Origin of the sequence: Methylobacterium sp. 190mf, from assembly GCF_900107945.1 — a bacterium.
Taxonomy (GTDB): domain Bacteria; phylum Pseudomonadota; class Alphaproteobacteria; order Rhizobiales; family Beijerinckiaceae; genus Methylobacterium.
Genome location: NZ_FNVI01000017.1, coordinates 1 through 25,671, shown reverse-complemented (window position 1 = coordinate 25,671; position 25,671 = coordinate 1). Strand labels below are relative to the sequence as shown.

General features: G+C 67.8%; 17 protein-coding genes and 3 pseudogenes. 13 read left to right on the top strand and 7 right to left on the bottom strand.

Annotated elements, in window-relative coordinates; genetic code table 11:
* Positions 1-19 precede the first annotated feature (19 nt).
* Complete coding sequence (locus C4T42_RS19865; protein WP_051123769.1) at positions 20-844, top strand: metal ABC transporter permease; 825 nt, start codon at positions 20-22, stop codon at positions 842-844.
* Here the strand turns inward: C4T42_RS19865 and C4T42_RS19860 are convergent, their stop codons facing one another.
* The 3 genes from C4T42_RS19860 to C4T42_RS19850 are packed head-to-tail and all read right to left on the bottom strand — an operon-like array spanning position 845 to position 3,572.
* Positions 845-1,708, bottom strand: coding sequence for an SDR family oxidoreductase (locus C4T42_RS19860; protein ID WP_103985723.1), 864 nt, complete (start codon positions 1,706-1,708; stop codon positions 845-847).
* Positions 1,705-2,850, bottom strand: coding sequence for a tRNA epoxyqueuosine(34) reductase QueG (gene queG / locus C4T42_RS19855; RefSeq protein ID WP_103985772.1), 1,146 nt, complete (start codon positions 2,848-2,850; stop codon positions 1,705-1,707). The genes C4T42_RS19860 and queG overlap by 4 nt, the downstream gene beginning before the upstream one ends.
* A 29-nt stretch (positions 2,851-2,879) precedes the next feature.
* On the bottom strand, positions 2,880-3,572 hold the full coding sequence (locus C4T42_RS19850; protein WP_020094651.1) for a glutathione S-transferase family protein: 693 nt from the start codon (positions 3,570-3,572) through the stop codon (positions 2,880-2,882).
* Between the two features lie 253 nt (positions 3,573-3,825).
* Between C4T42_RS19850 and C4T42_RS19845 the strand changes: the two genes are divergently transcribed.
* The 5 genes from C4T42_RS19845 to C4T42_RS19825 all read left to right on the top strand — a co-directional run bounded on the left by C4T42_RS19845 (position 3,826) and on the right by C4T42_RS19825 (position 8,518).
* Positions 3,826-4,629 carry an undecaprenyl-diphosphate phosphatase gene (locus tag C4T42_RS19845; protein WP_020094652.1) on the top strand — a complete coding sequence of 268 codons (804 nt, stop codon included), beginning with the start codon at positions 3,826-3,828 and terminating at the stop codon, positions 4,627-4,629.
* A 228-nt stretch (positions 4,630-4,857) separates the two neighbouring features.
* On the top strand, positions 4,858-6,747 hold the full coding sequence (locus C4T42_RS19840; protein WP_103985722.1) for a methylmalonyl-CoA mutase subunit beta: 1,890 nt from the start codon (positions 4,858-4,860) through the stop codon (positions 6,745-6,747).
* A 43-nt stretch (positions 6,748-6,790) separates the two neighbouring features.
* Entirely contained in the window at positions 6,791-7,165 is a 375-nt protein-coding gene (locus C4T42_RS19835; protein ID WP_103985721.1) for a hypothetical protein, read from the top strand.
* Between the two features lie 135 nt (positions 7,166-7,300).
* Positions 7,301-7,750 carry a hypothetical protein gene (locus C4T42_RS19830; protein WP_091680812.1) on the top strand — a complete coding sequence of 150 codons (450 nt, stop codon included), beginning with the start codon at positions 7,301-7,303 and terminating at the stop codon, positions 7,748-7,750.
* Between the two features lie 48 nt (positions 7,751-7,798).
* Positions 7,799-8,518, top strand: coding sequence for a glutathione S-transferase (locus C4T42_RS19825; RefSeq protein ID WP_103985720.1), 720 nt, complete (start codon positions 7,799-7,801; stop codon positions 8,516-8,518).
* A gap of 15 nt (positions 8,519-8,533) precedes the next feature.
* Here the strand turns inward: C4T42_RS19825 and C4T42_RS19820 are convergent, their stop codons facing one another.
* Both C4T42_RS19820 and C4T42_RS19815 read right to left on the bottom strand, forming a co-directional pair.
* Positions 8,534-10,291, bottom strand: coding sequence for a bifunctional protein-serine/threonine kinase/phosphatase (locus C4T42_RS19820; RefSeq protein WP_103985719.1), 1,758 nt, complete (start codon positions 10,289-10,291; stop codon positions 8,534-8,536).
* Positions 10,288-11,199: pseudogene (locus C4T42_RS19815) on the bottom strand (ATP-binding protein); the annotation flags it as partial. The gene C4T42_RS19820 and the pseudogene C4T42_RS19815, both read right to left, overlap by 4 nt.
* Positions 11,200-11,235: 36 nt before the next feature.
* On the opposite strand from C4T42_RS19815, the gene C4T42_RS19810 reads away from it, so the two are divergent.
* Both C4T42_RS19810 and C4T42_RS19805 read left to right on the top strand, forming a co-directional pair.
* Positions 11,236-12,936, top strand: coding sequence for a recombinase family protein (locus C4T42_RS19810; protein ID WP_103985718.1), 1,701 nt, complete (start codon positions 11,236-11,238; stop codon positions 12,934-12,936).
* An 82-nt stretch (positions 12,937-13,018) separates the two neighbouring features.
* On the top strand, positions 13,019-13,531 hold the full coding sequence (locus C4T42_RS19805) for a hypothetical protein (RefSeq protein WP_158684217.1): 513 nt from the start codon (positions 13,019-13,021) through the stop codon (positions 13,529-13,531).
* 4 nt (positions 13,532-13,535) lie between these two features.
* On the opposite strand, the gene C4T42_RS19800 is transcribed toward C4T42_RS19805, so the two are convergent.
* Positions 13,536-13,739, bottom strand: coding sequence for a transcriptional regulator (locus C4T42_RS19800; protein ID WP_210274615.1), 204 nt, complete (start codon positions 13,737-13,739; stop codon positions 13,536-13,538).
* A 606-nt stretch (positions 13,740-14,345) separates the two neighbouring features.
* The gene (locus tag C4T42_RS31540; RefSeq protein ID WP_146074016.1) at positions 14,346-15,038 is read right to left on the bottom strand and encodes a hypothetical protein; all 693 of its coding nucleotides are present in this window, start codon (positions 15,036-15,038) and stop codon (positions 14,346-14,348) included.
* Positions 15,039-16,811: 1,773 nt separating this feature from the next.
* On the opposite strand from C4T42_RS31540, the pseudogene C4T42_RS19790 reads away from it, so the two are divergent.
* The 5 genes and pseudogenes from C4T42_RS19790 to C4T42_RS19770 all read left to right on the top strand — a co-directional run.
* Positions 16,812-18,125: pseudogene (locus C4T42_RS19790) on the top strand (porin); the annotation flags it as partial.
* Positions 18,126-18,471: 346 nt separating this feature from the next.
* Entirely contained in the window at positions 18,472-19,353 is an 882-nt protein-coding gene (locus C4T42_RS19785; RefSeq protein WP_020094666.1) for a hypothetical protein, read from the top strand.
* A gap of 1,291 nt (positions 19,354-20,644) precedes the next feature.
* Positions 20,645-22,798: a recombinase family protein gene (locus C4T42_RS19780; protein ID WP_181049193.1), complete on the top strand. Its 2,154-nt coding sequence runs from the start codon at positions 20,645-20,647 to the stop codon at positions 22,796-22,798.
* Positions 22,799-23,641: 843 nt separating this feature from the next.
* Positions 23,642-25,201 carry an ISL3 family transposase gene (locus C4T42_RS19775; protein WP_103985715.1) on the top strand — a complete coding sequence of 520 codons (1,560 nt, stop codon included), beginning with the start codon at positions 23,642-23,644 and terminating at the stop codon, positions 25,199-25,201.
* Positions 25,202-25,504: 303 nt separating this feature from the next.
* Positions 25,505-25,671: pseudogene (locus tag C4T42_RS19770) on the top strand (IS110 family transposase); the annotation flags it as partial.

Sequence of the window (25,671 nt, the reverse complement as noted above, 5' to 3'; positions counted from 1 at the left end):
GTTCGTGGAGTTCGGCTTCATGCGCCGGGCCCTGGCGGGCTGCCTCGCCCTGTCGGTCTCGGCGCCGCCCATCGGCGTGTTCCTGACGCTGCGCCGCATGAGCCTGATGAGCGACGCGATGAGCCACGCGATCCTGCCCGGCGCCGCGGTCGGCTTCCTCGTCGCCGGCCTGTCGCTGCCGGCGATGACGCTGGGGGGCCTCGTCGCCGGTCTCGCGGTCGCCCTCCTGGCCGGCGCGGTCACCCGGGCGACGGTCGTGCGGGAGGACGCCAACCTCGCGGCCTTCTACCTCATCTCGCTCGCGGCCGGCGTGCTGCTGGTGTCGCTGCGCGGATCGCAGATCGACCTCATGCACTTCCTGTTCGGCTCGGTCCTGGCGCTGGACGACGCCGCCCTGTGGCTGCTCGGCGGCATCAGCACGCTGACCCTGCTGGCCCTCGCCCTGATCTACCGGCCGCTCGTGATGGAATGCGTCGACCCGCTGTTCCTGCGGAGCGTCAGCCGCAGCGGCGGCCCAGTCCACCTCGCCTTCCTGGCGCTGGTGGTGGTGAACCTCGTCGGCGGGTTCCAGGCCCTCGGCACGCTGCTGGCGGTGGGGCTGATGCTGCTGCCGGCGGTGGCGGCCCGGTTCTGGGCCCGCGACCTGGCCGGGCTGATCCCGGTCTCGATGCTGATCGCAGCCCTGGCGAGCGTGTCGGGGCTCAGCCTGTCGTACCGGTACGACGTGCCGAGCGGGCCGGCCATCGTGCTGGCGGCCGGCGCGCTCTACGTCGCCTCGATGATGGTCGGCCCGCGCGACGGCCTGCTCCGCCGCCTCGTCCGGCCGCGCCACCTCGAGGCCTGATCAGGGCTGGTCCTTGAGCGCGGCGAGCCCCTCGCGATAGGTCGGGTAGGCGAGCGCGACGCCGAGCTCGTCGCGGATCAGCCGGTTCCGCACGCGCTTGTTCTCGCCGTAGAAGCTGCGCGCCATCGGCGACAGGTCGGCGGTCTCGAAATCGATCTCCGGCGGCAGCGGCAGGCCTGTGAGGGCCGCCGCGTGCTCGGTCACGGTCTGGGGCGCGGTCGGCTCGTCGTCGGTGACGTTGTAGATCGCCCCCGGCCGCGGCCGGTCGATGGAGGCGAGCAGCGTCGTGGCGATATCGTCGACGTGGATGCGGTTGAAGACCTGCCCGGCCTTCACGATGCGCTGCGAGCGCCCCTCCCGCAGCTTCACGATCGGGTTGCGCCCGGGTCCGTAGATGCCCGAGAGCCGGAAGACCTGCACGGCCTTGCCGGTCGCGGCGCCGAGCGCCAGCCACGCCGCCTCGGCGTCGACGCGCACCTTGGACCGGGCGCTGCGCGGGGTCGCCGGCGTGGTCTCGTCGATCCAGGCGCCGCCCTGGTCGCCGTAGACGCCGATGGTCGACAGGTAGCCGATCCACCGGATCCGGCTCGCCGCGACGGCGTCGGCGTAGCGGGCCAGCACCGGGTCGCCGGCTTCGCCGGGGGGCGCCGAGACGAGGAGCACGTCCGTGTCGGCGAGATCCGCCGCGATCCGGGGATCGTCGGCCTCCGGCCCGAAGGCGCGCATGGCGAAGCCCGTCTCCGCCGCGACGCGGTCGGCGGCCGCGGGGTCGGTCACCGTGGCGCGGACGGTCCCGAAACGCGGCCGCGCCCGCTCGGCGAAGTGGCGGCCCGTGAAGCCGAGCCCGAAGACGAAGAGGTTCATGCCGCGGATGTCTCGTCCGTCCGCGGTTCCGTCAAGCCGGTGGCGGCCCGCCACTCGTCTCGCACGTGGGCGTCGGTCTCGGAATCGCCGTGCTGCCGCCCGAGCGCCCGCACGGCCTCGGGCGCCAGCAGCCGGGCGCAGGCCCAGACCGCCATGCCGCGCACCAGTGCAGACGGGTCGCGCAGGCGCGCGACCGCCGCCTCCGCGAGCGATGGGTCATCGGAATTCCCGATCGCGATCATGACGTTGCGGAGGAAGCGGTCGCGCCCGGTACGCTTCACCGGCGTGCCGGCGAAGAAGGCGCGGAACGCCGCGTCGTCGAGGCCCGCGAGATCCGCGAGCGCCGGGGCCGCCAGGTCCGCACGCGCGGCGAGCCGGTGCTCCGCCGCGGTGCGGGCGAACTTGTTCCACGGACAGACGGCCAAGCAATCGTCGCAGCCGAACACCCGGTTGCCGATCGCTTCCCGGAACGCTGCCGGGATCGGCCCGGCATGCTCGATCGTCAGGTACGAGATGCAGCGGCGGGCATCGAGCCGGTAGGGTGCCGGGAAGGCGTCGGTGGGGCAGACGTCCAGGCAGGCGCGGCAGGAGCCGCAATGGTCGGGCTCCGGCTGGTCGGGCTCGAATTCCGCGCTCGTGTAGATCGCGCCGAGGAGCAGCCAGTTGCCGTGCCCGCGGGAGATCAGCACCGTGTGCTTGCCCTGCCAGCCGAGGCCGGCCGCCTCCGCCAGGGTCTTCTCCATGACGGGGGCGGTGTCGCAGAAGACCTTCACCCGCACGTCGCCCTTGGCCGACAGATACCCGCCCAATTCCTTCAGGCGGCCCTTCAAAACCTCGTGATAATCCCGCCGCTGCGCGTAGGCGGCGACGGCACCGCGGTCGCGGCGCGCCACGAGGTCGAGGGGATCGTGCTCCGGACGGTAGCTCATCGCCAGGACCAGGATGCTGCGCACCCCGGGCCAGAGCGCGATCGGGCTGGCGCGCTGGTCGGCCCGCTCCGCCATCCAGTCCATGGTGCCCTGGGCGCCCTCGGCGAGCCAGGCGGACAGGCGGCCGGGCAGGTCGGGCAGCCGGTCGGGACGGGTCACGCGCAGGCCGCAGAACCCGAGCGTCCGGGCCCGGGTCTCGACGAGGCGGCGCAGGTCGGCGCCGTGGTAGGTCCGTCGGGCGTTCAGAAATCCAGATCCGCGTAGTGGGCGGCCGGTGCCATCCCGGCCACCCGGTCGGCGAGCAGGGCGCGGAACGAGGGCCGCGACTTGACGCGGGCGTACCAGTTCCGCGCCATCTCGTCCTCGTCCCAGGGCACGTCGCCCAGGTAGTCGACGCAGGAGAGATGGGCGGCCGCCGCGAGATCGGCATAGGTCAGGTTGTCGCCGGCGATCCAGCGCCGGCGCGCGATGAGGTAGCCGATGTATTTGAGGTGGTAGCGCACGTTGGACCGCGCCGCGCGGATCGCGTTCATGTCGGGCGGGCCGCCGCCCTCGTTGGCCGACATGAAGCGCTTCGAGATCTTCTCGTTGACGAGGTAGGCGGTCACCTCGGACTCGAACTTGACCAGGAACCAGTCGAGCAGGCGCCGCACCTCGACGCGCTCGACGGTGTCCTCCGGCAGCATCCGCCGCCCCGAGAGCCCGAGACCGCGGGTCTCGTCGAGGTACTCGGCGATGACGCCGGCGCCGGGAACCACGAGCCCGTTCTGCTCCAGCAGCACGGGCGTGACGCCCGCCGGGTTGATCAGCAGGAAGTCGTCGCGCCGTTCCCAGGGCCGTTCTTCGAACAGCGTCGGCTCCATGCCCATCTCGGCGAGCACGAGACGGATGAAACGGGAATTCGCGCAGAAGGGGAAATGGTAGAGGGTTGCCATCGAGGCCGTGCGGGACGTTCGGTCTGCCAGCGCGGCCGGTCCCGCGCTCGTCGTGGGTCCTGAAGCGCAGGTCTTCGGCGCAGAGGACTTCGGACCGAGCGTTATTGCCCGACCGTTGCCGAGCCCTTAACACGCGCGGCCGGGCCCGGTAACTGCCCGTCAACCCTGATCGGCGAAGCCTCGGGTACAACCATTTCGCGTGGCAGGCGGTGGCCCGACGGGGGTCGCCGCGCGCGCGGCACAGGGCGTCGCGATGGATCCGGCAAGCATCGGCAAGGCAGTGCTGCTCGCCCTGGTGGAGGGGGCGACCGAGTTCATCCCGGTCTCCTCCACCGGCCACCAGCTGCTGGTGGGGCACTTCATCGGCTTCCACTCGCCGAACAACACCTTCGAGGTGCTGATCCAGCTCGGCGCGATCCTGGCGATCCTGCTGGTGTATTTCCGCCGCCTCCTGGGGATCGCCACCGCGTTGCCGTCCGATCCGAAGGCGCGCCGCTTCGTCCTCGGCATCCTGGTGGCGTTCCTGCCGGCGGCGATCATCGGCGGCCTCTTCTCGAAGCTGATCAAGGCCTACCTGTTCAACCCGTGGATCGTCTGCGCGACCCTGGTGGCCGGCGGCCTGGTGCTCCTCGTCATCGACGACACCGACCTCGAGGTGAAGAAGACCGACGTCTACGACTTCTCGCTGCCGATGGACCTGAAGATCGGCATCTTCCAGTGCCTGGCGATGATCCCCGGCGTCTCGCGCTCGGGCGCCACGATCGTGGGCGCGATGCTGATGGGCGCCGACAAGCGCTCGGCCACCGAGTTCTCGTTCTACCTCGCGATGCCGACCATGGCGGGTGCCTTCGCCAAGGACCTGCTCGACAATTACAAGTACCTGTCGAGCAACGATGTCGGGCTGATCGCGATCGGCTTCATCGTGTCGTTCGTCTCGGCGCTGTTCGTGGTGCGGTTTCTCCTCGACTACGTCTCCCGGCACGGCTTCTGGCTGTTCGCGTGGTGGCGGATCATCGTCGGTGCCCTCGGCTTCGCCGGCCTGATCATCCTCGGCTGACGCGGGGAGAGAGCGCCCCGTTCGGTCGGCCCGGGCTCGCCGGCAGCGGCTCGGACTCGCGATCCGGATTGACAGGTGCCCCTCACCGCACCTGCGCCGCATCACTCAAAAATCGGTGATCCGCGGCTTCAGCTTTCCTCAACCATCGGGCGATTGCCAGCGGCGGAGCGGCGTGCGAGGCAAACGCATGAAAGCGGTGCAGAAGACGCCGCGCCCTGGGACGTACCGATGGAAGACAGACCGCTCGCCGACCTCTTCGAGCCCGCAGACCGGGCGCGCTGGCTCGGCCTCGTCGAAGGCGTCCTGAAGGGCGCCGATTTCGAGAAGCGGCTGGTGTCGCGGACGGCCGACGGCCTGCGGATCGAGCCCCTCTACGGACCGGCCGAGCCGGCGGCGCAGCCGGTGCGCGAGCCCGGATCCTGGCGGATCGCCCAGCGGGTCGACCATCCCGACCTCGAAACCGCCAACACGCAGGCGCTCACCGACCTCGAGGGCGGGGCCGATGCCCTCGTGCTCGCCTTCGCGGGCGCGCCGGGCGCCCGCGGCTACGGTCTCACCGCGGCGAGCGTCGAGGAGCTCGACGCCGCCCTGAAGGGCGTGATGCTGCCGCTGATCGCCCTGCGGATCGATGCCGGCGGCCGCGGCCTGGAGGTGGCCCGGCTGGTCAAGGCTCTGGCGGAGCGCCGCGGCGAGGATCTGTCGACCTACGACGTCGATCTGGGGCTCGATCCCGTCGGCGTCCTGGCCGCCACCGGCAGCCTCGGAGCCGTCTGGACCGACATCGCGCCCCGCCTCGCCGAGGCCGTGGCCGAGCTGGAGGCGGCGGGATTCCGCGGCCGGGCCTTCCTGGCCGACGGCCGGCCCTACCACGAGGGCGGCGCCGGCGAGGCAGCGGAACTCGGCGCGGTGCTCGCCACCGCCGTCGCCCACCTGCGCGCCCTGGAAGCGGCCGGTCACGATCTCGCGAGCGCGCGCGACCGCGTCGCCGTGCTGCTCGCGGCCGATGCCGACGAGTTCGTCACCGTCGCGAAGTTCCGCGCGATGCGGCGCCTCTGGGCGCGCGTGGAGCAGGCCTGCGGCCTCGAGCCGAAGCCGCTGCGGCTCCACGCCGAGACCGCGTGGCGGATGATGACCAAGCGCGACCCGTTCGTGAACATCCTCCGCACCGGCATGGCGGCGGCCTCGGCCGGCATGGGCGGCGCCGACAGCGTCGCGGTCCTGCCCTACACGCAGGCCCTCGGCCTGCCCGACGCCTTCGCCCGGCGCGTGGCGCGCAACAGCCAGATCGTGCTCATCGAGGAATCGCACCTCGCGCGGGTCAGCGACCCCGCGGCCGGCGCCGGCGGTTTCGAGGCCCTGACGGCCGAGCTCGCCGAGGCGGGCTGGGCGGCGTTCCAGGCGATCGAGGCCGAGGGCGGCATCGTCGCCTCGCTCAGCGTCGGCAAGCTCCAGCGGCGGATCGAGGTGACCCGCGAGGCCCGCGCCAAGGCGGTGGCGACCCGCCGCGAACCGCTCACCGGGGCGAGCGAATTCCCGAACCTCCCCGAGAAGCCGGTCACGGTTCTCGACGTGTCTCCCGTGGCGGCGGTGCGCGGATCCAACTTCGGCGCGGGCTCGGCGGTCGCCTGCGACGCGCTGCCGTCCCAGCGCCTCGCGGAGCCCTACGAGGCCCTGCGAGACGCCTCGGACGCCTTCCTCGCCAAGACCGGTCGCAGGCCGGTCGTGTTCCTGGCCAATCTCGGCCCGGTGGCGGCCTTCAACGCCCGGGCGACCTTCGCGGCCAACGCCTTCGCGGCCGGCGGGCTCGAGGCTCTGTCGAACGAGGGCTTCCCCGATGCCGAGGCGGCGGCGGCGGCGTTCCGGGAGTCCGGCGCGAGCCTCGCCTGCATCTGCTCCACCGACGGGATCTACGCCGAGCGCGCGGTCGCGACCGCGGAGGCGCTGACCGGGGCCGGCGCCGGACCGGTCTACCTCGCCGGGAAGCCGACGGATCTGGCCGAGCCGCTGAAGCAGGCGGGCGTGGCCGCCTTCCTGCATGTCGGCTGCGACCTCCTCGCCCTCCTCAACGCGGCACTCCGTGCGGCCATGCGAACGCCCGCGCCGCAGGCCCCGCGCTGACGGGGCGCCGGTCTCCCCGAAGCTCTAGGCACTCCGGATCCGCATGACGCCCCGCATCGCCGTCGCCCTGCTCCTCGCCGGCACGCTGCCCGCCGCGTCCGCCCCCCGCGCCGCCGCCCTGCCCGATCGGTTCGACGGCACCTGGAGCGTCGAGATCATCACCGAGACGGGGAACTGCGACCGTGCCTACCGCTACCCGGTGCGGATCGAGCGCGGGCGGGCGCGCTTCATCGGGACTGCCTTCGTGGTCGAGGGTGGCGTCGCGCGGAACGGGGCGATCCGCGGCTCGATCTCCAACGGCGCCGCCACCGCCGACGTGCGGGGACGCCTGGGCTCGGACGGCTTCGGTGCCGGAACCTGGGTCTCGACCTGCGCCCTGGCCTGCCGGGGACACTGGAACGCGGAGCGGCGCGGCTGAGCGCGGCTGTGGCCGTCGCGAAACAGCCCGGATCTTGCCCGGAATCGGGCACCCGGACCGAACCGCCAGCCCCGATCCCGACGCAATCATGAGCGAGAGCTGAACACGGTTCGGACACCCGACGAGGCCGCCCGTATGAAGACTTCGATCCTCGCCACCTTCGCCGTCCTCGCGCTCGTCTCGGCCGCCGAGGCGCGGCCTCACCGGCACCCGGCCGCCCCGAAGGTGAACGCGGCGGAGGCCGAGAAGGTGTTGGCGCCGCTGCGGCAGGCCGCCACCGCGTGCTTCGCCGAGACGGTGCTGTCGAACCCGAAGGCGACGGCAGAGGCGCGCGCCGGCCGCTGGTACGAGGCCGTCGGCATCACGGGCTTCCTGTGCCGCCCGGAGGTCGCTGCGATGATCCGGACCCACGACAACCTCTACGGCGCGAAGACCGGTGAGCGCTACTTCAAGGGCGCGTACGTCAAGCATCTGGACCAGCAGCTCGCCGAGCGCCTTCAGCCGATGTTCGCCCGCAAGGCCGTCGCCAGCGCCGAGCCGCCGCTCGAGAAGGCCTCGGCGGAGGAGCCGGCCGAGAACAACTGAGCGGGAACCGTCCGGGGTCGCCGCGCCTTCCCCGACCCGGAGGCGGCGATGCCCTACGAGCTCCATTACTGGCCGATGATCCAGGGGCGCGGCGAGTTCGTCCGCCTCGCCCTCGAGGAGGCCGGCGCCGACTACGTCGACGTGGCCCGCCAGGACGACGATTCCGGCGGCATCGGACCGATGCTCGACCGACTGTCCGACCCCTCCGATCCGCGACCGCCCCTGGCACCGCCCTTCCTGCGCGACGGCGACGTCGTCGTCGGGCAGAGCGCCGCGATCCTGCTCTATCTCGGACCGCGCCTCGGGCTCGTGGGCCCGTCGGAGCGCGACCGGATCTGGACCCATCAGCTCCAGCTCACCGTCGCCGACGCGGTCGACGAGGCGCACGACACCCACCATCCCGTCGGCGTCGGCCTGTACTACGCGGATCAGAAGGCCGAGGCGCTGCGCCGGGCGGCCGAATTCCGGGGCGAGCGCATCCCGAAATATCTCGGCTATTTCGAACGCGTGCTTGCGGCCAACGGCGGCCGCCGCCTCGTCGGAGCGGATCTCTGCTACGCCGACCTGTCGCTGTTCCAGCTCGTCGACGGCCTGCTCTACGCCTTCCCCAAGGCCACCGCCGCGGCCCTCCGGAGGACCCCGCAGGTGGCGCGGCTCCACGAGACCGTGGCGCGGCGCCCGCGGCTCGCCGCCTACCTCGCCAGCGCGCGCCGGATCCCGTCCAACGAGGACGGCATCTTCCGCCGCTACCCGGAGCTGGATCCCTAAGGCGCGAGCCGGGGCTCACCGACGCGGGCCGGCGATCAGGATCGCCGCGAGCACCAGCGCGACGAGCCCGAGCACCAGCGACAGCAGGCGCCAGAACAGCAGCGGGTCGCGCTCCAGGAGCGACGCCCGCCGGCCATCCGTGAAAGCCGGGTTGGGGTGGCGAAGGTCGTGGACGAAGGCCGACACGGTCGCGTAGCGCCGCTGCGGATCGGGATGGACGGCCCTGCGCAGCGCGCCGTCGACCCAGACCGGCAGCAGCGGGCGCACAGTCAGCGCCGACGCGTAGCGCAGCCGCCGCTGCGCCGCGCGCGTCCGGGCCCGGGGCACCGCGTCGCCGTAGGGCAGCCGCCCCGTGAGCATCTGGTAGGTCATCACGCCGACCGCGAAGACGTCCGACTGGGCGGTCCCCGGGGCGCCGAGGAAGCACTCCGGCGCCGTGTACTGCACCGTGCCCAGGATCTCCGCCGGGTCGTTCCGCGGGTCGCCCTCGACGACTCCGGCGACCTGGGTCGCGCCGAAATCGATGATCTGGACGGTGCCGGCCGGGTCGATCAGGACGTTGTCGGGCCGCAGGTCCTGGTGGACCATCTCCCGCCGATGGAAGGCCTGCACGCCCCGGGCGAGCTGCTCGACGAGCCCCCGCACCGCCTCCAGCTCGGGCGCCGCGTGGTCGCGCATCCACTGGGTCAGGGTCTGGCCGTCGACGTAGCGCATCACCGTGTAGAGGTGGCTGCGGCGGCCGGCCTGGGGATGGGCCTTCAGCACGTGCGGATTGTCGATCCGCCGCGCGATCCACTCCTCCATGACGAAGCGCTTCCGCTGGGCTGGATCGTCCCGCAGGTCCAGCGACAGCACCTTCAGCGCGACCTGGGCGCCGGTCTCCGCCTCGACCGCCAAGTAGACGCGGCTGCGCGGACCGGAGTGGAGGATCCGCAGCAGGCGGAAGCCGTCGAGCTCCGCGGGCGGGTCGAGGAGCGGCGCCGGGTCCAGCCCCTCGGCCTCGCCGAGGAGGTCGGCCGGCTCGCCCTCCGGCACGGTCTCGACCCGCACGATCTGGATCGTCAGGTTGTCCGGGCTGCCGGCCGCCAGGGCCATCTCGACGATCGCCCGCGCGGCGGCGTCCAGGGTCTCGGCCGCAGCGATCTCCGCGACCATGTCGCGGGGCCGGACATGCTCGTGGATGCCGTCCGTCGTCAGCACGAAGGTGTCTCCGGCCTCGACGCCCACGGCGTGATAGTCGATCTCGACGCGGCCCTGCGCTCCGAGGGCGCGGCCGAGATACGATTCCGCCGCGGAGACGACGACCCGGTGGTCCTCGGTGAGCTGCTCGAGCGACCGGCCGGACACCCGCCAGATCCGGGCATCGCCCACGTGGAAGAGGTGGGCCACGCGGGATTTCAGCACGAGGGCGTCGAAGGTCGTGACGTGGCCCCGGTCGGCATCGTTCGGATCGGCGCCGCGCCGCGTCTCGGCGTAGAGCCAGGAATTCGTGGCCGCGATCACGCGCTGCGCCGAGGTCTTCACCGACCACGTGTCCGGCGTGGCGTAGTAGTCGCTGAGGAAGCTCTTGACCGCGGTCTCGCTCGCCGCCGCGCCCGCCGCGCTGCTGCTGATCCCGTCGGCGAGGGCGACCGCGATCCCCTTCAGGCCCAGCGCCGGCTGGACGGGAACCAGCGCGCCGTTGAAATCCTGGTTGGCGGCCTTGCCGCCGGCGCTGCTGTGCTGGCCGATCGTGACCGTCAGGTCGGCCGGGCCGCGCGGTCCGGCGCTCAAGCGGCGGCCGCCGCGCTGTCGCCCCGGCCGCGGTACGACAGCGCCTCGGCGAGGTGGAGCCGGCGGACCTGCGCCTCGCCGTCGAGGTCGGCCAGGGTCCTGGCGACGCGCAGCGTCCGGTGGAAGCCGCGGGCGGAGAGGCGCATGCTCTCGGCCGCCTGGCGGATCAGCGCCGTCCCGTCGGCGTCGGGGCTCGCGACGTCCGAGATCAGCGTCGCGGGACAGGTCGCGTTGGTGGTGGATTCCGGCAGGCCGCGCGCGGCGTAGCGCGCGCCCTGGAGCGCGCGGGCCGCCGACACCCGGGCGGCCGCCTCGCGGGAGCCCTCGGCCGGCGCGGGCAGGATCAGGTCGGCGGCCGTCACCGCCGCCACCTCGACGCGCAGGTCAATGCGGTCGAGCATCGGGCCGGAGATCCGCGCCTGATACTGCGCCATGCAGCGCGCGTTCGGCCCGCGCCGGCAGGCGTAGCCCGGTTCGAGACCGTGGCCGCAGCGGCACGGGTTCATCGCCGCGACCAGCTGGAACCGCGCCGGGTAGGTGATTCGGTGGTTGGCCCGGGCAATCATCACCGCCCCGGATTCCATCGGCTGGCGCAGGCTGTCGAGCACCTGCGGGGAAAATTCGGGGAGCTCGTCCAGGAACAGCACGCCGCCATGGGCCAGGGAGACCTCACCGGGCCGCGCCCCGAGGCCGCCCCCCACCAGGGCCGCCATCGAGGCGGAATGGTGCGGCTGCCGGAACGGCCGGCGGTTCGAGAGCGCCCCGTCCTTCAGCGCGCCCGCCACCGACTGGATCATGGAGATGTCGAGCAGCTCGCGCGGCGTGAGCGGTGGCAGGATCGAGGGAAGACGCGCCGCCAGCATCGACTTGCCCGAGCCGGGCGGCCCGTTCATCAACACGTTGTACCCTGTTTCGAGCGACGGCATGGAGCAGTACTCTCTCGTATGCGCAATCCTTTCCTCGATACCCCATCCGACCGCGCACTGGTGATCCGATATCACCGAGTCTCCCGAGAGGAGCAGGCGGAAGGCCATGGATTCACGCGACAGCGCGAAGGAACGGAGGAGTGGTGCGCCCGCAACGGCGTGGAAGCCGATCTGACTCTGGAGGATGCCGGACACAGCGCCTTCACGGCCGATCACATCAGGCGCGGCGCGATGGGGCAGATCCTCGAAGCGATCGCCTCCGGTCGGATCGTGGCCGGATCGACGCTCGTGATGGAAAATCTCGACCGCCTGAGCCGAGAGAACCCGTTTGAAGCCGTGAAGATGTTCACGAGCATAGTCTCGAACGACATTGCCATCGTTACGTTTCTCGACGGCTATCGATATACGCAAGACGGGACCGCGATGCAGCGGATGCTCACCATGATCATGTCGATCATGCATTTCGGACGTGCGAATTCCGAAAGCGAGCTCAAATCGACTCGAGTTGCAGAAGCATGGCGGGAAAAGCATCGGCTCGCGCGCGAAAATGGACAGCCGCACGGAAGGAGGTGCCCTGAATGGATGAGGCTTGAGCCCGGCGGCTATGAATTGATCGAGGATCGGGCCCGGGAGGTGCGGTGGATGTTCGCCTGCGCGATCGGCGGGTGGGGCCGCCGGCGGATCGTGAAGGAGCTGATCGCCCGGAGGGTCGAGCCGTGGATCGAGCCATCCGTCAAGCGGCCCCATCCGGTCTGGAACGAGAGCTACGTTCAGAAGATCCTCTCGGGCGGCGAAGCCTGCGGAACCTATTTCCCGGGAAAGTGGCCCGGAAATCGACGAAGGACGAGCCAGGAACCCATATTGGACTACTATCCCGCCGCCGTCAGTCGCGAAATTTTCGACCAGGCCCGAGCCGCGGCCGACCTCAGGCAGGGCGGAGGCGGACGGAAGGGCTCCTCCAGGAACCTCCTGCAAAATCTCTGCGTCTGCGGCTGCTGCGGCAGAGGCATGACGATGCAAGACAAAGGCACACGTTCACGCGGTCCGGCTCTCGTGTGTCAAAGATCTCTCGTCGGCGACTGCGAACACAGATTCCGATATGTGTATGCTCGCGCCGAGCTGATGGTCTTCTTCTGCATCGGAGATCATGCCGACCAGATCCTACGAAGTGCCGAGGCCGAGACATGCACGGTGCGTGGACTTATCTCCGGGAAGGAGCTTCAGCTGAACGATAGGTCCGAACGCATTCGACGGCTGGTGAAGCACATGGAGGTCAGCGCGGATCCGGCTCTCGACGACCGTCTGCGTGAACTCAGAGAAGAATCGCAATCGTTGAGCGCGGAGCTGCAGGATCTAAGGCACAGCCTTGCGAGATCCAACGAGATGCTCGAGGCGTCATTTCCAGACAGGCTTCTGTCGTTGTACCGGCGAATCTCCGCTTCCCCCAAGGATCAGAGCCCTCAGGTGCGCAGCAGGGTCAATCAGGATCTGAGAAGCTTCATCAAGCGAATCGTATTCCGGAATGGCAGCTTCACCGTGGAGTTTCGAAACGGCCGGGAGGGAAGAGGCTTCATGCTGCCCGGACATCGACCCAGGCCGAATCGCGGCCACTTCTCCTCCGCCGTGAAGGAAGGAATCCAGCTCCGAAAAGGAGATATCGAGCCGGACCCCTCCCGAGCCCCCGACCGGCCGCCGGGACCGCTTCCGCAGCCAACGTAGCCCGCTCGGCCATCCGTCATCTCGACACGGCGGATCCGGGCGCCAAGCAGGCGTTCCCGACCCTCCTCTTTGCCCCACAGTGTTGACGATCGACGGCGCCAGAGCCCTGCTGACCGTCCCGCTCGGCAGACGGGCCGCGGAGGAACTCGTCCTCGGTTCTTCGTCGACCGGATGCGCCTCGGACCTCGAGAGGGCGACCGCCGTCGCGTGGAGCATGCACTTCCGCTGGGGGCTGGGAGAGCGGCTCCAGGTGGTCCCGCACGATCCCGGCACCACGCACTCGATTCCGATCGAGGAGGAACTTCGCGCGGCCGCAGCCAAGGCGGCCTACATCCTGAGATCCAGGCGCGCGGCGTTCGACCAGCTGAAGGAGGCACTGCTGGCACGCGGCACCCTCGAGGGACATGAAGTCGTCGAGATGCTCGCAGGCGCTCCTTCCGCGAACGGCGCCGAACCGTCGGCCGCCGTCCATGGGGAGGCGCTCCGCCCGCGGGAGATCCGCTCCTCCGCTCGAAGCCAAGCGGGCGGGTTCCCGGCGCCGGACCGTCGGGATGCGCTTCGCCGACTGTTTCCTTCCCGTGGGTCCGAGGGTTGATCCGTCAGGATGAGGTCCGGACCGATCGGACGATCGCGATCAAGGTCGCGGCATCAATGTCGAGAGCATCCGCGTTGTCCAGAAACTCCACGAAATCGACCCGCCTTCCTCCACCTTCGATGGCGGCGACGACGGATTGATATCGGCCGAGCCACGAGGCGAGTTCGCTTTGAGTTAGGCCCGACCGCCGATGAGCTTCGACGAGCATTTCGACCAATCTTCGATGACGTGCGCTTCTGAGGGTCTTGGGTATCGGACCACCGGCGGGATCGAGAAAGCCGACCCGCCAGCTAAATCAAACGGAAAATTACCATAAAATCTGATTTTCCATCTCGGTGCGCCCGGTCGCGACCCATAGCCGGGAGGAGTTTGTGGAGAAGGACCAAGTCGGCTCGTCCGAACATCGCGCGCATCGGTATCTTCGACAGGCCGATCCACCCTCGACCGAGCCTCGACGATTTCGCCGGCGCAGCGTCGAACAAGGTCGGCGAAGCGCCGCCCGTCCACGCACGGGCCATGGACCCGCGCAGGGGGACCGGCGCAAGGCGACTGGCTCCGGGATGCCGTCGCGCGTCCGGGAGACGTCGAACCCGCTCCGGGCACGAGTCGGTGCCGCGGCCCGCACGCTTTGGAGCTGCAGGCCGCGGGCGGGGCTCGGGTCCGGTCCGATGCCGCCGGGGATATCCCGATCGTCTGCCGCCGCCTCCGAAACCCGTCCGTGGGTCCGCCGCCGATCTTGGCCGGCGGCGGACCCGAGCGCTCGCAGGATGTCCGGCGACGAACCCGGCATCCTTATGCCGGATCCGGGCAGGACCTACGCCGGTGTCGGATCCTCGCCGACCTCCGTAGCCGCTGCCCGCGGTCCGACGGCGTTCACCCACCGGACGAACCGATCGTAGTCCGCGATCGGCGCACGGGATCGCGGAAGCGATCGGGTCCGATCGGTTCGGTAGCGCCGTCGGTTGAATCGCGGCTGCGGCCGGGCCGCCCTCGCGTCGGCGCCCATCTCTGCGGCGGCGGTCAGGCCCAGATGGATCAGGGCGTCGAGGTCGGCCCGGCCGAGACGCCTATGCATCAGCGAGTGAATCTCGACGTCGAGCCCTGCCAGCTGCCGGACGAGCCAAGCCAGCTCGATGTACGCGTTCGGCGTCGGTGAGGTCAGGTCCAGGAAGACCGCGTCGATCGACCAGTCCTCGACGAACTCGAGAAGTTCGCGGCACACGCCCGGTCGTTCGTCGCCCAGCTCGGCGAACACGCCCAACAGGTGGAACCCGGCGCTTTCGGAATGGGATCGGGCAAGAGCGCCGATCTCGTCGAGCCGGTCGCGAGCTATCGCGCCTCCGGCCTTGAACACGACGGAGTAGCCGTCGGTATCTGCGACGCCTCGAGGCTCCGCTCCATCAAGGATGCGGCGCTCGGTCGACGCGGCAAGGGACGAAGTTACGAACGTATCTTCGACGATTCTATCGCGCGCTTCCTCGGGAAACGACGTGATATGCGAGTCCATTGTTCAGCTCCATGAGTTGCCGAGTACTTGAAATTCCTACCGGAAACCGTCCGGAATGTTCGGCCGTGTCGAGGCCAACCTTCGAAACGGTGGCTCGGGCTCGGAACCGATCGGAAGCCGCGTGGTGGTTCGTCATGATCCATGCTCCTTCGAAGCTGGGTTGGTAGGGCGGTAGGGACTCGAACCTGCGACGAGGCCGGTTCGACTCGTCCCGCATCCGGCGCTCGTAGTCGCCGGATGCATTACGCTATCCTTTCAAGTCCGGCGTCACGTCAACAGGCACAGGGCGTGTTCAACAAGACAAATGCGGTTTAGCCGCCGCTTGTCGTCCCCTTGGATCGACCGCGATCGTCTTGTTCCAGTTCGAGACAAGTCCGGGCTGCGCTCGATGATCGTCCGAAGCGGCTGGATCGACTCGGAGTGCTCGTTCCGTCACCGGAATGGTCGCTCGATAATCTCTGCGGAAGCTGAATCCTCCGGTCGATACTGAACCGCAGACGAACCGATCCGCTTTGCGATCGACATCTCCCACTCTCGACCTCGTCCCGGGCAGCGCTTTTTGAATTTCCGCTTGGGCTTTCGGCACATCCCGGCTTGGATGCCGAGCCGGGCTGGGTCTGCGCGGACGCACTCGTCGTTTCCGCATGGCCGGGTCCGGATCTCCGCCCTCCCGAACCGTCCATGCGGACCGGGAGGGTGCGGCCGTCCTCTGCGTGCCGCTCGACGGCTCCGGCCACGTCACCCTTCCCGCGGCCGCGCGCATGCCTCCCGGTCCTGCGGGTCCCGGAGGCAGGGGTGGTCGACCTGGAGGCGGATCGCGAAAATCTGGAAAGCGTCGCATGAGGCACACGCGTGGTCGAGCCGGAAGGCTCGGTCTCCGGCGGCGTGCGGGGTCCGCCCGCCGGCCGCCGGGGTGACGGGAGGCCTGCCTCCCATCACGCCGGGGGCGGCGACGGTCGTTCCGCGAGTTCGTCGGGGCAACGGCTTGCCCCGGTGCGGGAGGCGTCGCCTACGTCGAGCCTCCGAAAAGGGTTTCATCACTTAAATCCGAATAGCCGAGGACTTCTACACCGTTTGTTGTTCGCAAGTTTCTTTCAAGAAAGTAGCACGTGAACGACAAGTCCTGTAGCTGATATCTGGGCAAGCGCCTTCATTCCTTCGAGGCTCATTGCTTTGATTTCCGAATTTTTACGGTTCATTACTTAATTTGAAGGAATGGAGCTCTGAGCGGCCCTGCAAAACGAAGGAGTGGCGGGCAGCCCGTCGATCAGCGATAGACGCCTTGCCCACCTTCCACGGGATGCCTCGTCGATCTACAGGCGGCGGACGACCGCCAGGTTGAAGGTGCCGAGGTTTCTTGCGGCGGCCCGGTCCGAGCTATACCGTTCTTCTCGGCTCTCCCTTTCCGATCGCGTCCGCTTGGAGCCCGAATGCGTGCGCACGCCGTGGCTCGATGTCGGTCGCCGACTCGTCGTCGAGGCCCGGCAACGGTGGCCTGCACCAACCGTCCTGGTCGGTGTCAGCGGCTCGTCCTCACCACGGCGCGTGCGCGGCCGGGCGTGCCGACTGCGCGGTCGCGAAGGGCGATCCGGTGCGGCGGGAGCGGGCTCGGCAGCGGCTCCCCGAGGCCGAGATCATTTTGGACAAAGCTCGGGCCGAGGCCGGCGGCGGGACCTACGGCGCCGCGAACTTAGTGGCCGACCACGAGCGCTCGGTCCTCCGCCTGCGTTCCATCACGGCCATCCACGACGACGCGATTATCCTGGACCGGACGTCCGCCTTGATGCCGGGTCCCGCACCGGCTACTCCGGGGTCGGCCAGTCCGGTACCCAGCAGCGCATCGGCCAGGCCTATGCCGGTATCGGCACCGACCAGTTCGACCGCGACTCGCAGTACGTGAACGTCGACAAAGCGTTCATCCAGTTCGCCGGCCTGACCGCCGGTCGCGCCTCCTCGTTCTTCGACTTCTATGCCCACGACTTCGAGATCGCCGCTGCCGCCGCGGGCTCGGACGTGTTCTCGACCAACCTGCTCGCCTACACGGCCACGATCGGCAACGGCCTGTCGGCCACGATCTCGATCGAAGATCCGGCCTTCCGCCGTACCCCGATCTTCTCGCCGTTCGCCGTCTCGCCGACCGTCTCCACCGGCAGCGCCTCGAACTTCGGCGTGACCGTCCAGCCGACGCCCGTCTTCGTCGGACCGGGCCGCTATGGACTGGCGGACAGCATCGAGAAGTCGCGCATGCCCGACTTCGTCGGCGTCGTGCGCCTCGACCAGGCCTGGGGTTCGGCCCAGATCTCGGCCGCCACCCACGAGCTGAACGTCGGCAACCTGTCCACCGCCGCCAGCACCGGCACGGGCCCGACCGTCGTTCCGGCTCACACCAGAAACGTCCAGGGTTGAGCGGTTCAGGGCGGACTGAAGATCAACACCCCGTTCGTCGCCCCGGGCGACGCCCTCTACCTGCAGGGCGCCTACGGCGACGGCGCTCAGGTGTACACCGGCTACTGCATGTACACCGGCTGCTACACGCAGAGCATCACGACAATCCAGGGACAGAAGTTCAACCAGTATTTCTCGGACGCGACGATCAACCCGTTCTCCGGTCAGCTGCAGACCTCGCAGAGCTTCACCGCGACGGCGTCGTACCTGCACTACTGGACGCCGGAGTGGCGCTCGGCCTTCTTCGGCTCCTACTGCGAGCAGAACTTCTCGCAGAGCGCGCGTGCGGCTCAGGGCGCGATCTACGGCCTCGTGAGCGGGCTCACCGGCGACCCCGGCTTCGGCACGAACGCCGTCGGCGTTCCGGGCACCCGGTTCTACCAACTCAGCCAGGCGCTGCGCGACACCTACCAGTTCGTGGCGGGTGCCAGCATCATCTGGTCGCCAATCAAGGACCTCAATATCGGCATGGAGGCGTTCTACACGCAGATCGGCCTGAAGAACGGCCGGGCGATCGACAACGACAAGAGCCCGACCGCCTACTCGAACATCGCCGGCATCAACAACGGCACGTTCGCGGTCCGCACCGCCTCGCAGGACTCGGTCTCGCAGTTCCGCTTTCGCGTCCAGCGCGAGTTCTAGTTTCCCGAATCGGGATCGGGTTCCCAAAGTCCCGATCCTGATGTCCCCGTGCAACGGGACCCAGACTGGCCCGGCCTTACGGCCGGGCATTTTTTTGCCTTGGCCCGACCGCCCGCGCGGACTCAGGCGAGGCGAGACCGTCGGGAGAAGGGCGTGGAGCACCTCAAGCATTCCACACCGGAATCCGGATGGCCGGAAGGACTTCGCGCGGGGAAGCCGACGACCCTCACCCGGAACAGCGCAGTTCAAGGCCGGCGGTCCGGACCTGCTCCTTCAGAGGTGATAAACGCCGGTCTGCCAGTATGACCGGAGCTCCGGAGCACCGGAACCGCACTGGAACAGGCCTATGGACCCAAACTCGCTTTCGCAGGAACTCTCCAATCTCTATCACTACATAATGGTCGATCTCGATTTTGCGATCTCAGTTATCAACTATTCTTCCCGCGATACGACGAGCGACGAATCCTTCGATGTCTCCCAGTGGCCGGTACTCGGCCTCATCCGAGAGTCGTTCGAATACCTGACCATCATAAAGATGGCCAAGATCCTGACGACCGCAAAGAACGAACACAACCTGGACGCCGTTCTCGGCTTCATCGAGAACAATCATCATCAGATCGAATGGGAGATTCCGGTAGATCCGAAGAGATCACATGAGGACCGGAAATTTTTCCGAGACGATCCAACGATCAAAAAAGTTAGAAAACTGAGAAACAAGTACTACGCTCATTCGGACCGTAGCTATGTCAAGCACCCCTCGCTGCCACTCGAAAAAAATCCGATTTCCGTCAAGGAACTTAAGTACATCTACGAACGCATGAGGGATACGGTGGAATACTACCGGACGGCGCTGGGATGCAGCGGCGGCATTTTCCCGAGCGGAGGACTCGCGGCTCTATCTCTTGCGCGGATTTCGGCGATCCTTCACGAAGCAGTTTGCAGACAAAACATCGTAGGCGTCAGGTCCCACTTCGAAAAGGCCGCGACCGATTGGTCGCGGCGAAGCGACGGTCGTGCGATCGCGGAACTATACGACGTGTATCTTCAACACGAGCGGGCCATCCGCCGGTCCAAGGACGAACGGGGCGTCGCGGAACGGAAGCTGGTCGACATGGTGGCGACGCGGAACCCGGCGGACCCGATGCTCCAGATATACCAGGAATTGGAAGCGCGCGAAGCGGTTCTCGAGAAGGCGGTGGAGCGCCGGCGCCTTCTCATGCCCTATTGACCGCGCGGAAAAGCAAACGAGCTCTTCTTCGGACGCCTTCCTGAGCGGCGGGACGGGACCCGACAGCTACATGGTCCTTTCCGAGCCGGCGCGATCGGAGCGGCACCTGATTGGTCGGGGTATCCTTGACTTGCGTACGAGATCGTCGGATATTTGAATGGTGACGTGACAACCTTCAAAGGTTGCGATCGATACGGCGACTCTTCCGATCGAAGCTTCCGTCGTGAGGCTCGAGACTGGGAGAGACGCGCGGTAGCTTCTTCGACCTCGTCGAAGTGTACGCCTGGGTCCCGACTTGCGGTCGGCGGACTTGGCGCCCCCCTCGAAATCACCGGATGTGGACGGTCGCGGCGACGTGCGCCGAAGATGGCTGCGATCGGCAAGCCGAAGGGCGAGGCCGCCGGAGGCGACGTCCACGCCGTCCGCCGTCGTTCCTCGTCAACGGCAAGACGGATACGCGCACGATCGGAGGGCGGAGGCCCGGTCGGCGACGACGGCCACATACGGCCACGCCGTCCGGACTGCTTTCGGGCGCAGACCTCGGTGCAGGAAGTTCGAGCCGACGATCGACGGACGTAGATGCGGCTCGACGCGGCCCGCCGGCCGCGAGCGCTCGCCGCGTGTGGGCCTTCCGAGGATCCGGCGCGCCCGAGCGGCCGGCTCCGATCGGAAGCAACCGCCGAGATAGCGCGACTTCCGTCGCCGTGACGGATGACGGACCGCGGCCGCGGTCGTCGACGACGCCGACCATCGCCACGGGCGACGGACGGACGAGGAAGAACATCCAACTCGTGTCCGATCGGAGATCCGACGATGACCCGAATGCCTGTTTCCATCGAAGCTACCCGCAAAGGCTCTGCCCGGGCCGCCGATTTCGTCGAGGCGCTGGCGGAGTGGTGCGCGTCCGTCGACGTCCGCAACGCCGGGACGCCACCCCGTAGACCGAGCCGCTGGGCCCGGATGCAGGACGAACAGGACGCCGCATCCCGAAGACGCGGCTGACGGCGCCGTAGCTCGGCCGATCCCGGCAGCCGGTCGTCGGTCCTTCGCACGAACGATCACCGACGGACCCATCCACGGTCGGGTCACGCGAAGACGATCGGCGACCGCGTATTCCTGCACTACACGGTCGATGCTCTACCGAATTTAATACAATAAATCCTTCACGGTTTTAGTCTTGGTCGCATATACGTAGATTTCCTCCTATTGAATTCCCTTTTCCTTGGCGCATATCCGTGCACCCATGATTTCTCGGACCTTGATCGAATGCGGTCCGAAGATGGAGACAGACATGGATATCATGCAGCTGTTCGACCAAGCGAATATTCCCGTTGTTCAGCCATCGGAATACTTTCGAATAAGAAAGAAGCAGGTCAAGACAACGGCGGGGAAGCGGAACGCGGCGGTCTTCTACGGACGATATTCCACCACGGGTCAGACCGAGGCCAGCCTGGATCGGCAGAACGAAAAAGTCGCGGAGATTATAAACCGCGACGGCTTCGAGCTCGTCGCGTCGTTCATCGATCCGGAGCGGAGTGGCCGGTTCATCGATGGACGAAGCGGCTTGTTCGAGATGCTCGACTATCTCGAAGCAAACGATGTCGATCGGGTCTACGTCGAGGAGCCCGACCGGATCTCCCGACTGTTCGCCGATATGGCTTGGCTGTGGAAGCAGATCGAGCAGCGGGGCGCGGAATTCCACTCGGTCAACCGCGGGAGGCTCGGCATGATGGAGATCGCGATCTACGGCATCATGGCCGAAGACGCGGTGCGTCAGATCGCCGAGCGCACCATGTACGGCCGGATCGCGGCTGCGCGGGAGGGACGCTGTCCGGGCAGCCTGTGCTACGGGTACAAGAAGGGCGACGCACCGGGCGAGCTCATCATCGACGGGGAAAAGGCGAAGGTCGTCGTCCGGATCTTCCAGCTCTACGACGCGGGCGTCTCGATCAGGCAGATCGTACAGCTACTGAACGCGGCGAACGTGCCCTCCCCCCGCGAGAAGGCGTGGACTGCCGCAGCCATTTTCAAACGGAGCAGTCGCTTCTGCATACTGCGCAGCCTGACGTATCCGGGAGCGCTCGTCTATGGCCAGACCGTAAGCCGCTACGTGGCCGGTAAACGGTTCCCCAAGAGGGAGCCGGTCCCTCCGGAAGGTTGGATTGTCCGGCGCAAGCCGGAGTGGCAGATCGTGCCCGTCGAGCTTTGGACGCGGGTCCAGCAGAAGATCGAGAGTCTTGGGGAAAGCCCCGGCCGGAACGAACGCAAGGGACGGGATTTCCTGTTGCGCGGCCAGATTTTGTGCGGAACCTGCGGGAGAAGGATGTGCGTTCTTAGTAGCGGCGCGGACAAGAGGATGTTGTGCCCGCGTCATCATCGCGAAGGCGTCTGCACGAACCGGAATACCGTTAACGTCGTCTCGGCGACGAGAGCAGTTCTGGAAGCGGTCCGCGACCGTATCGTAGGCGACGAGCAGATCGCCGCGTTCCGCAGCACATATATCGCCCGCAGAAACGAGATCATTGAAAACGATCGACGGGAACGCTCGCGAATCAACGCCCGTCTCGATGTGATCAGATGCGATCTTGAGGACAGCTTCAATCATCGGCACGTGCGCAATCTCAGTCCTGAGACGCTCGATGGCATACGCTCGAAGCTGGAAGCGGAACGGAGCGTGCTCCGCAAGGCTCTCGGCCGGCTCGGCCGGCACGACGCGGCGCCGGTCGACGACGGCGCGATCCCGGCCCTGCAGGAGGGGCTCGAGAGGCTGATCGCGGGTTCGCCGTTCTGCCCGGCGGACGACGAGGGTGCCAAGCTCGTGGGACGCCTCCGCGCGCTGCTCGGTCCGATCGAGATGAACCCGGTCGAGAACGGAACGGCCTATACGCTGACGATATCCGGCAACTTGGCGGCCATCTTGGACGAACCGTCGTCCGCGGAGCACGCGCGGAGCGATCCGATCGTACTCCGTTTTGAGCGTTGGACCTCGACGGGTTTCATGACGAGGGACAAGATCGCAGAAGCCGACGCGCTCGCAGCGAGCGGAGAGCTGAGGATCGGCGACAAGGACTGGAACGCGGTGGCGCCGATGATCGGACCGAACATCCTGCGGGATCCGCGCGGCATCGCGCTGGATGCCCGGACCGTCGTGGACGCAGGTCTCCACTGGGCGTGCACGACGGGAAACCGCTGGCATCTCCCGTTCGTATTCGGCGATCTGCACGCCATGCACCTCGCCGTGAACAGGATGATCAGGCTCGGAGTCTGGCATCGTGTGGTCGCGTCGTTGCGCGAACGCGGGTCGCCCCTCGTGGCGAAGATGCATCGCCCCGATCTCAAGGTGTATACCCGAGCGAAGCGGGGTCGTTACGGCCCGGAGTTTCTGCACGAGCGGCAGAGAAGCCGTACCGGCGACGGCGATGCGCCGGCCCCGACTCCGTCGTGACGTCAACCGCCGGCCCGGTCCGCCTGTCGCCGCCGACATGCGGCGCCGTCCGCCCGGCGACCGTTCGAAAGCTCGTCCAGGCCGGTCCGCGGATCGGCCTGTTTCCGTCGACGCGTACGAGGAGACATCCGGTCTCCGGCGTGGGATGCCTGTCGGGCGGCTCGCGGGTCTGGATCGCTCCCACGGTCGAGCCCGGCTCGTCGCGGGCCGGCACGGAACGGTTGCCCGATCGACGATGCGACTGCGCGAAAGCTCTTCCGGGTCGGCGCGCTCGGCTTCGCACAGGCGCTGTTCGAGGGCGGCATACCGAGGGTCGTCGACGCCTCCGTGCAGCCCCTCCTCCGCTTCCGGAAGCCGATCTTCGAACCGGAACCCGGCTTCCGGTCCGGGTCCGGTAGGGGCTCCGACGCCACCGCCGACGCCGAACGGCGGCACCGACTTACCGGCCGGTTATCGAAATCCTTACATCGAAGCTTGTTCCACCAAGCAACGGTAAGCGTTCGTCCCGTATAGGAAGGACTACCCGTTTACAGCGAAGATTCGGTCATGAAGCGCCTCATCGCCACAATCTCGGTCGTACTCTGTCTTTCATCGGTTTCGGAAGCGCGAGCGGATTCCCTGGATCGCGTGGGCGGAGCGGTCAAGCATTCGGCCGAAAGGCCAACTGCGGACAAGATCATCCGGAGAGCGCTAGAGATCGGAGTGGATCTGACGCCTATCGTCATCCAAAGTGTCAAAAAGCGTTGGAACGGGACCCCGGATCGGCGTGCAATCGGGGCTCTGACTCACTCTCGCTGATGCCGGCGGCGTTGAGGTTGCGGATATCCATGATGGAGCCGCAGCATGCGCCAACGTTTCAGGCCGACGAGCCTCGTACCTGCCGGATTCGCCTTCGATCACCTCGATGTCGGCCTTGATCGGATCGGTCTGGTCGCGAGGTCCGGATCTGCGACGGCGACTTGCCCAGACTGCCGGACCTCTTCACGTCGCATCCAAAGCCGCTACCAGCGCCGTGCCGCCGACCTGCCGCTCGGTGGTCGGCGCGTCGAACTCCAAGTCATGGTGAGACGCTTCTGGTGTGACGCGGCTGCCTGTGGGCGGAAGATCTTCGCCGAGCGCTTCTCCGATGACGTCCTGCCTACCTTCGCGCGACGCACCTCGCGACTGGAGCAGATCGTCCATCACCTCGGGCTCGCGCTCGGTGGTCGGCCCGGTGCGGGCCTCGCTCAGCGCCTGATGCTGCCCGTCAGCCGCGACACGCTCCTGCGCGTGATCCGCCGTCGGGCGACTACACACTTCGATCCGCTCAGCGTCATCGGCATCGACGACTTCGCCTGGTGCCGCAACCGCCGCTACGGCACCCTCGTCTGCGATCTCGAACGCCGACGCATCGTAGCGCTCCTGCCGGACCGCGAGCAGGCCACCGCACAGACTTGGCTGAAGATGAACGGCTCGATCCGGATCGTCGCCCGCGACCGCGGGGGCGGATATGGCGAGGCCATCGCCCGTGCTCTGCCTGAGGCCATCCAGGTCGCCGACCGGTGGCACCTCATGGAGAACGCCAGCCGTGGCTTCCTCGAAGCCGTGCGCAGGTCGATGCGACAGGTTCGTGACGTCGTCGGCGCGGCCACGATCGATCCGGCGCTGCTCACTGCAGCCGAGCGCATCCAGTACGAGGGTTACCTGCGGCGGGAGGAGGTGGACGCGGCCATCCGCGCGCTCGCCGAGGCAGGCACTCCGATCCGCCGGATCTGCCAATGTCTGGGCCGCAGCCGCAAGGTGGTGCGTGCGGTCCTGCGTGGAGAGCGCACCGACGTCTTCCGGGTCCGCCAGAGCTCGCTCGATGCCTATCTGCCCTGGCTCGATGCCCAGTGGGATGCTGGCAGCCGCAACGCGACCGAACTTTGGCGCAGGGCGAAGGGGCAAGGCTTCAGAGGATCGCTGCGCGTGGTCGGGGAATGGGCGACGCGGCGTCGACGCGCCGAGCAGGCCAAGATCGAACGGCTGCAACGTGTGCCGTCGGCACGAACCCTGGCGCGATGGCTGACGACAGGTCGCGACCGCTTGACCAAGGCGGAAACGCTGACAGTGGCCGCCGTCGGGGACGGCGTGCCGGCGCTGGTCGAGGCGCGCGAGGTGGTGGGCGCTTTCCAGACGATGGTCCGAGCGATGGCGCCGGACAGGCTCGAAGGGTGGCTCACGCGTGCTGGCACAGGCCTCGTCGCCTCGTTCGCCCGCGGTGTCGGTCAGGACCGAGCTGCGGTTCGGACAGCGATCACGTTGCCATGGTCAAACGGTCAGACAGAGGGGCAGATCACCAAACTCAAGCTGGTGAAGCGCCAGATGTACGGCCGCGGCAAGATCGACCTGCTGCAAGCTCGCCTGATCGGCTTCACCTCATAATGATCAGCGAAAGTGCGTCAGAGCCCTTATTCCATGCCTAATCACATCTTGGCCAGATCGATCCCGACGGTGGTGATCTCCATGAGAACGGCTCCTGCATCTGCGTGGCTGCTGTTTCGACAGCAACCACATCTTGGCATCGAGATGCCGTCAGTCGGAGCGGGAGCCATCCACATGGGGTAATCGCGGGAGCGAGTCACCCTGATGCAGTCACGCTATGGAAGCTGGTGGCTGTTCCCCGATTTGATGGAAGTACGGGCTCACGACCGAACGCCGGGCCCAAGCATCTGACGGAGAACAGCCATGGACGAGTATATCGGCCTCGACGTGTCGATGAAAGAGACCGCGGTTTCCATTCGGCGGAATGGCAAGCGCATCTGGCGCGGCAAGTGCGCGTCCGATCCCGCCAGTATTGGCGCCTTGCTGCGCAAGCATGCGCCGTCTGCCAAACGCGTGATCTTCGAAACAGG

Excerpts from the sequence above, each read along its gene's own strand:
- C4T42_RS19775 (WP_103985715.1), top strand. The coding sequence starts at position 23,642 with ATGCGCCAACGTTTCAGGCCGACGAGCCTCGTACCTGCCGGATTCGCC.
- C4T42_RS19825 (WP_103985720.1), top strand. The coding sequence starts at position 7,799 with ATGCCCTACGAGCTCCATTACTGGCCGATGATCCAGGGGCGCGGCGAG.
- C4T42_RS19840 (WP_103985722.1), top strand. The coding sequence starts at position 4,858 with ATGGAAGACAGACCGCTCGCCGACCTCTTCGAGCCCGCAGACCGGGCG.
- C4T42_RS19800 (WP_210274615.1), bottom strand. The coding sequence starts at position 13,739 with ATGCTCGTCGAAGCTCATCGGCGGTCGGGCCTAACTCAAAGCGAACTC.
- C4T42_RS19810 (WP_103985718.1), top strand. The coding sequence starts at position 11,236 with ATGCGCAATCCTTTCCTCGATACCCCATCCGACCGCGCACTGGTGATC.
- C4T42_RS31540 (WP_146074016.1), bottom strand. The coding sequence starts at position 15,038 with ATGGACTCGCATATCACGTCGTTTCCCGAGGAAGCGCGCGATAGAATC.
- C4T42_RS19785 (WP_020094666.1), top strand. The coding sequence starts at position 18,472 with ATGGACCCAAACTCGCTTTCGCAGGAACTCTCCAATCTCTATCACTAC.
- C4T42_RS19830 (WP_091680812.1), top strand. The coding sequence starts at position 7,301 with ATGAAGACTTCGATCCTCGCCACCTTCGCCGTCCTCGCGCTCGTCTCG.
- C4T42_RS19860 (WP_103985723.1), bottom strand. The coding sequence starts at position 1,708 with ATGAACCTCTTCGTCTTCGGGCTCGGCTTCACGGGCCGCCACTTCGCC.
- C4T42_RS19865 (WP_051123769.1), top strand. The coding sequence starts at position 20 with ATGCGCCGGGCCCTGGCGGGCTGCCTCGCCCTGTCGGTCTCGGCGCCG.
- C4T42_RS19850 (WP_020094651.1), bottom strand. The coding sequence starts at position 3,572 with ATGGCAACCCTCTACCATTTCCCCTTCTGCGCGAATTCCCGTTTCATC.
- C4T42_RS19845 (WP_020094652.1), top strand. The coding sequence starts at position 3,826 with ATGGATCCGGCAAGCATCGGCAAGGCAGTGCTGCTCGCCCTGGTGGAG.
- C4T42_RS19780 (WP_181049193.1), top strand. The coding sequence starts at position 20,645 with ATGGATATCATGCAGCTGTTCGACCAAGCGAATATTCCCGTTGTTCAG.
- C4T42_RS19835 (WP_103985721.1), top strand. The coding sequence starts at position 6,791 with ATGACGCCCCGCATCGCCGTCGCCCTGCTCCTCGCCGGCACGCTGCCC.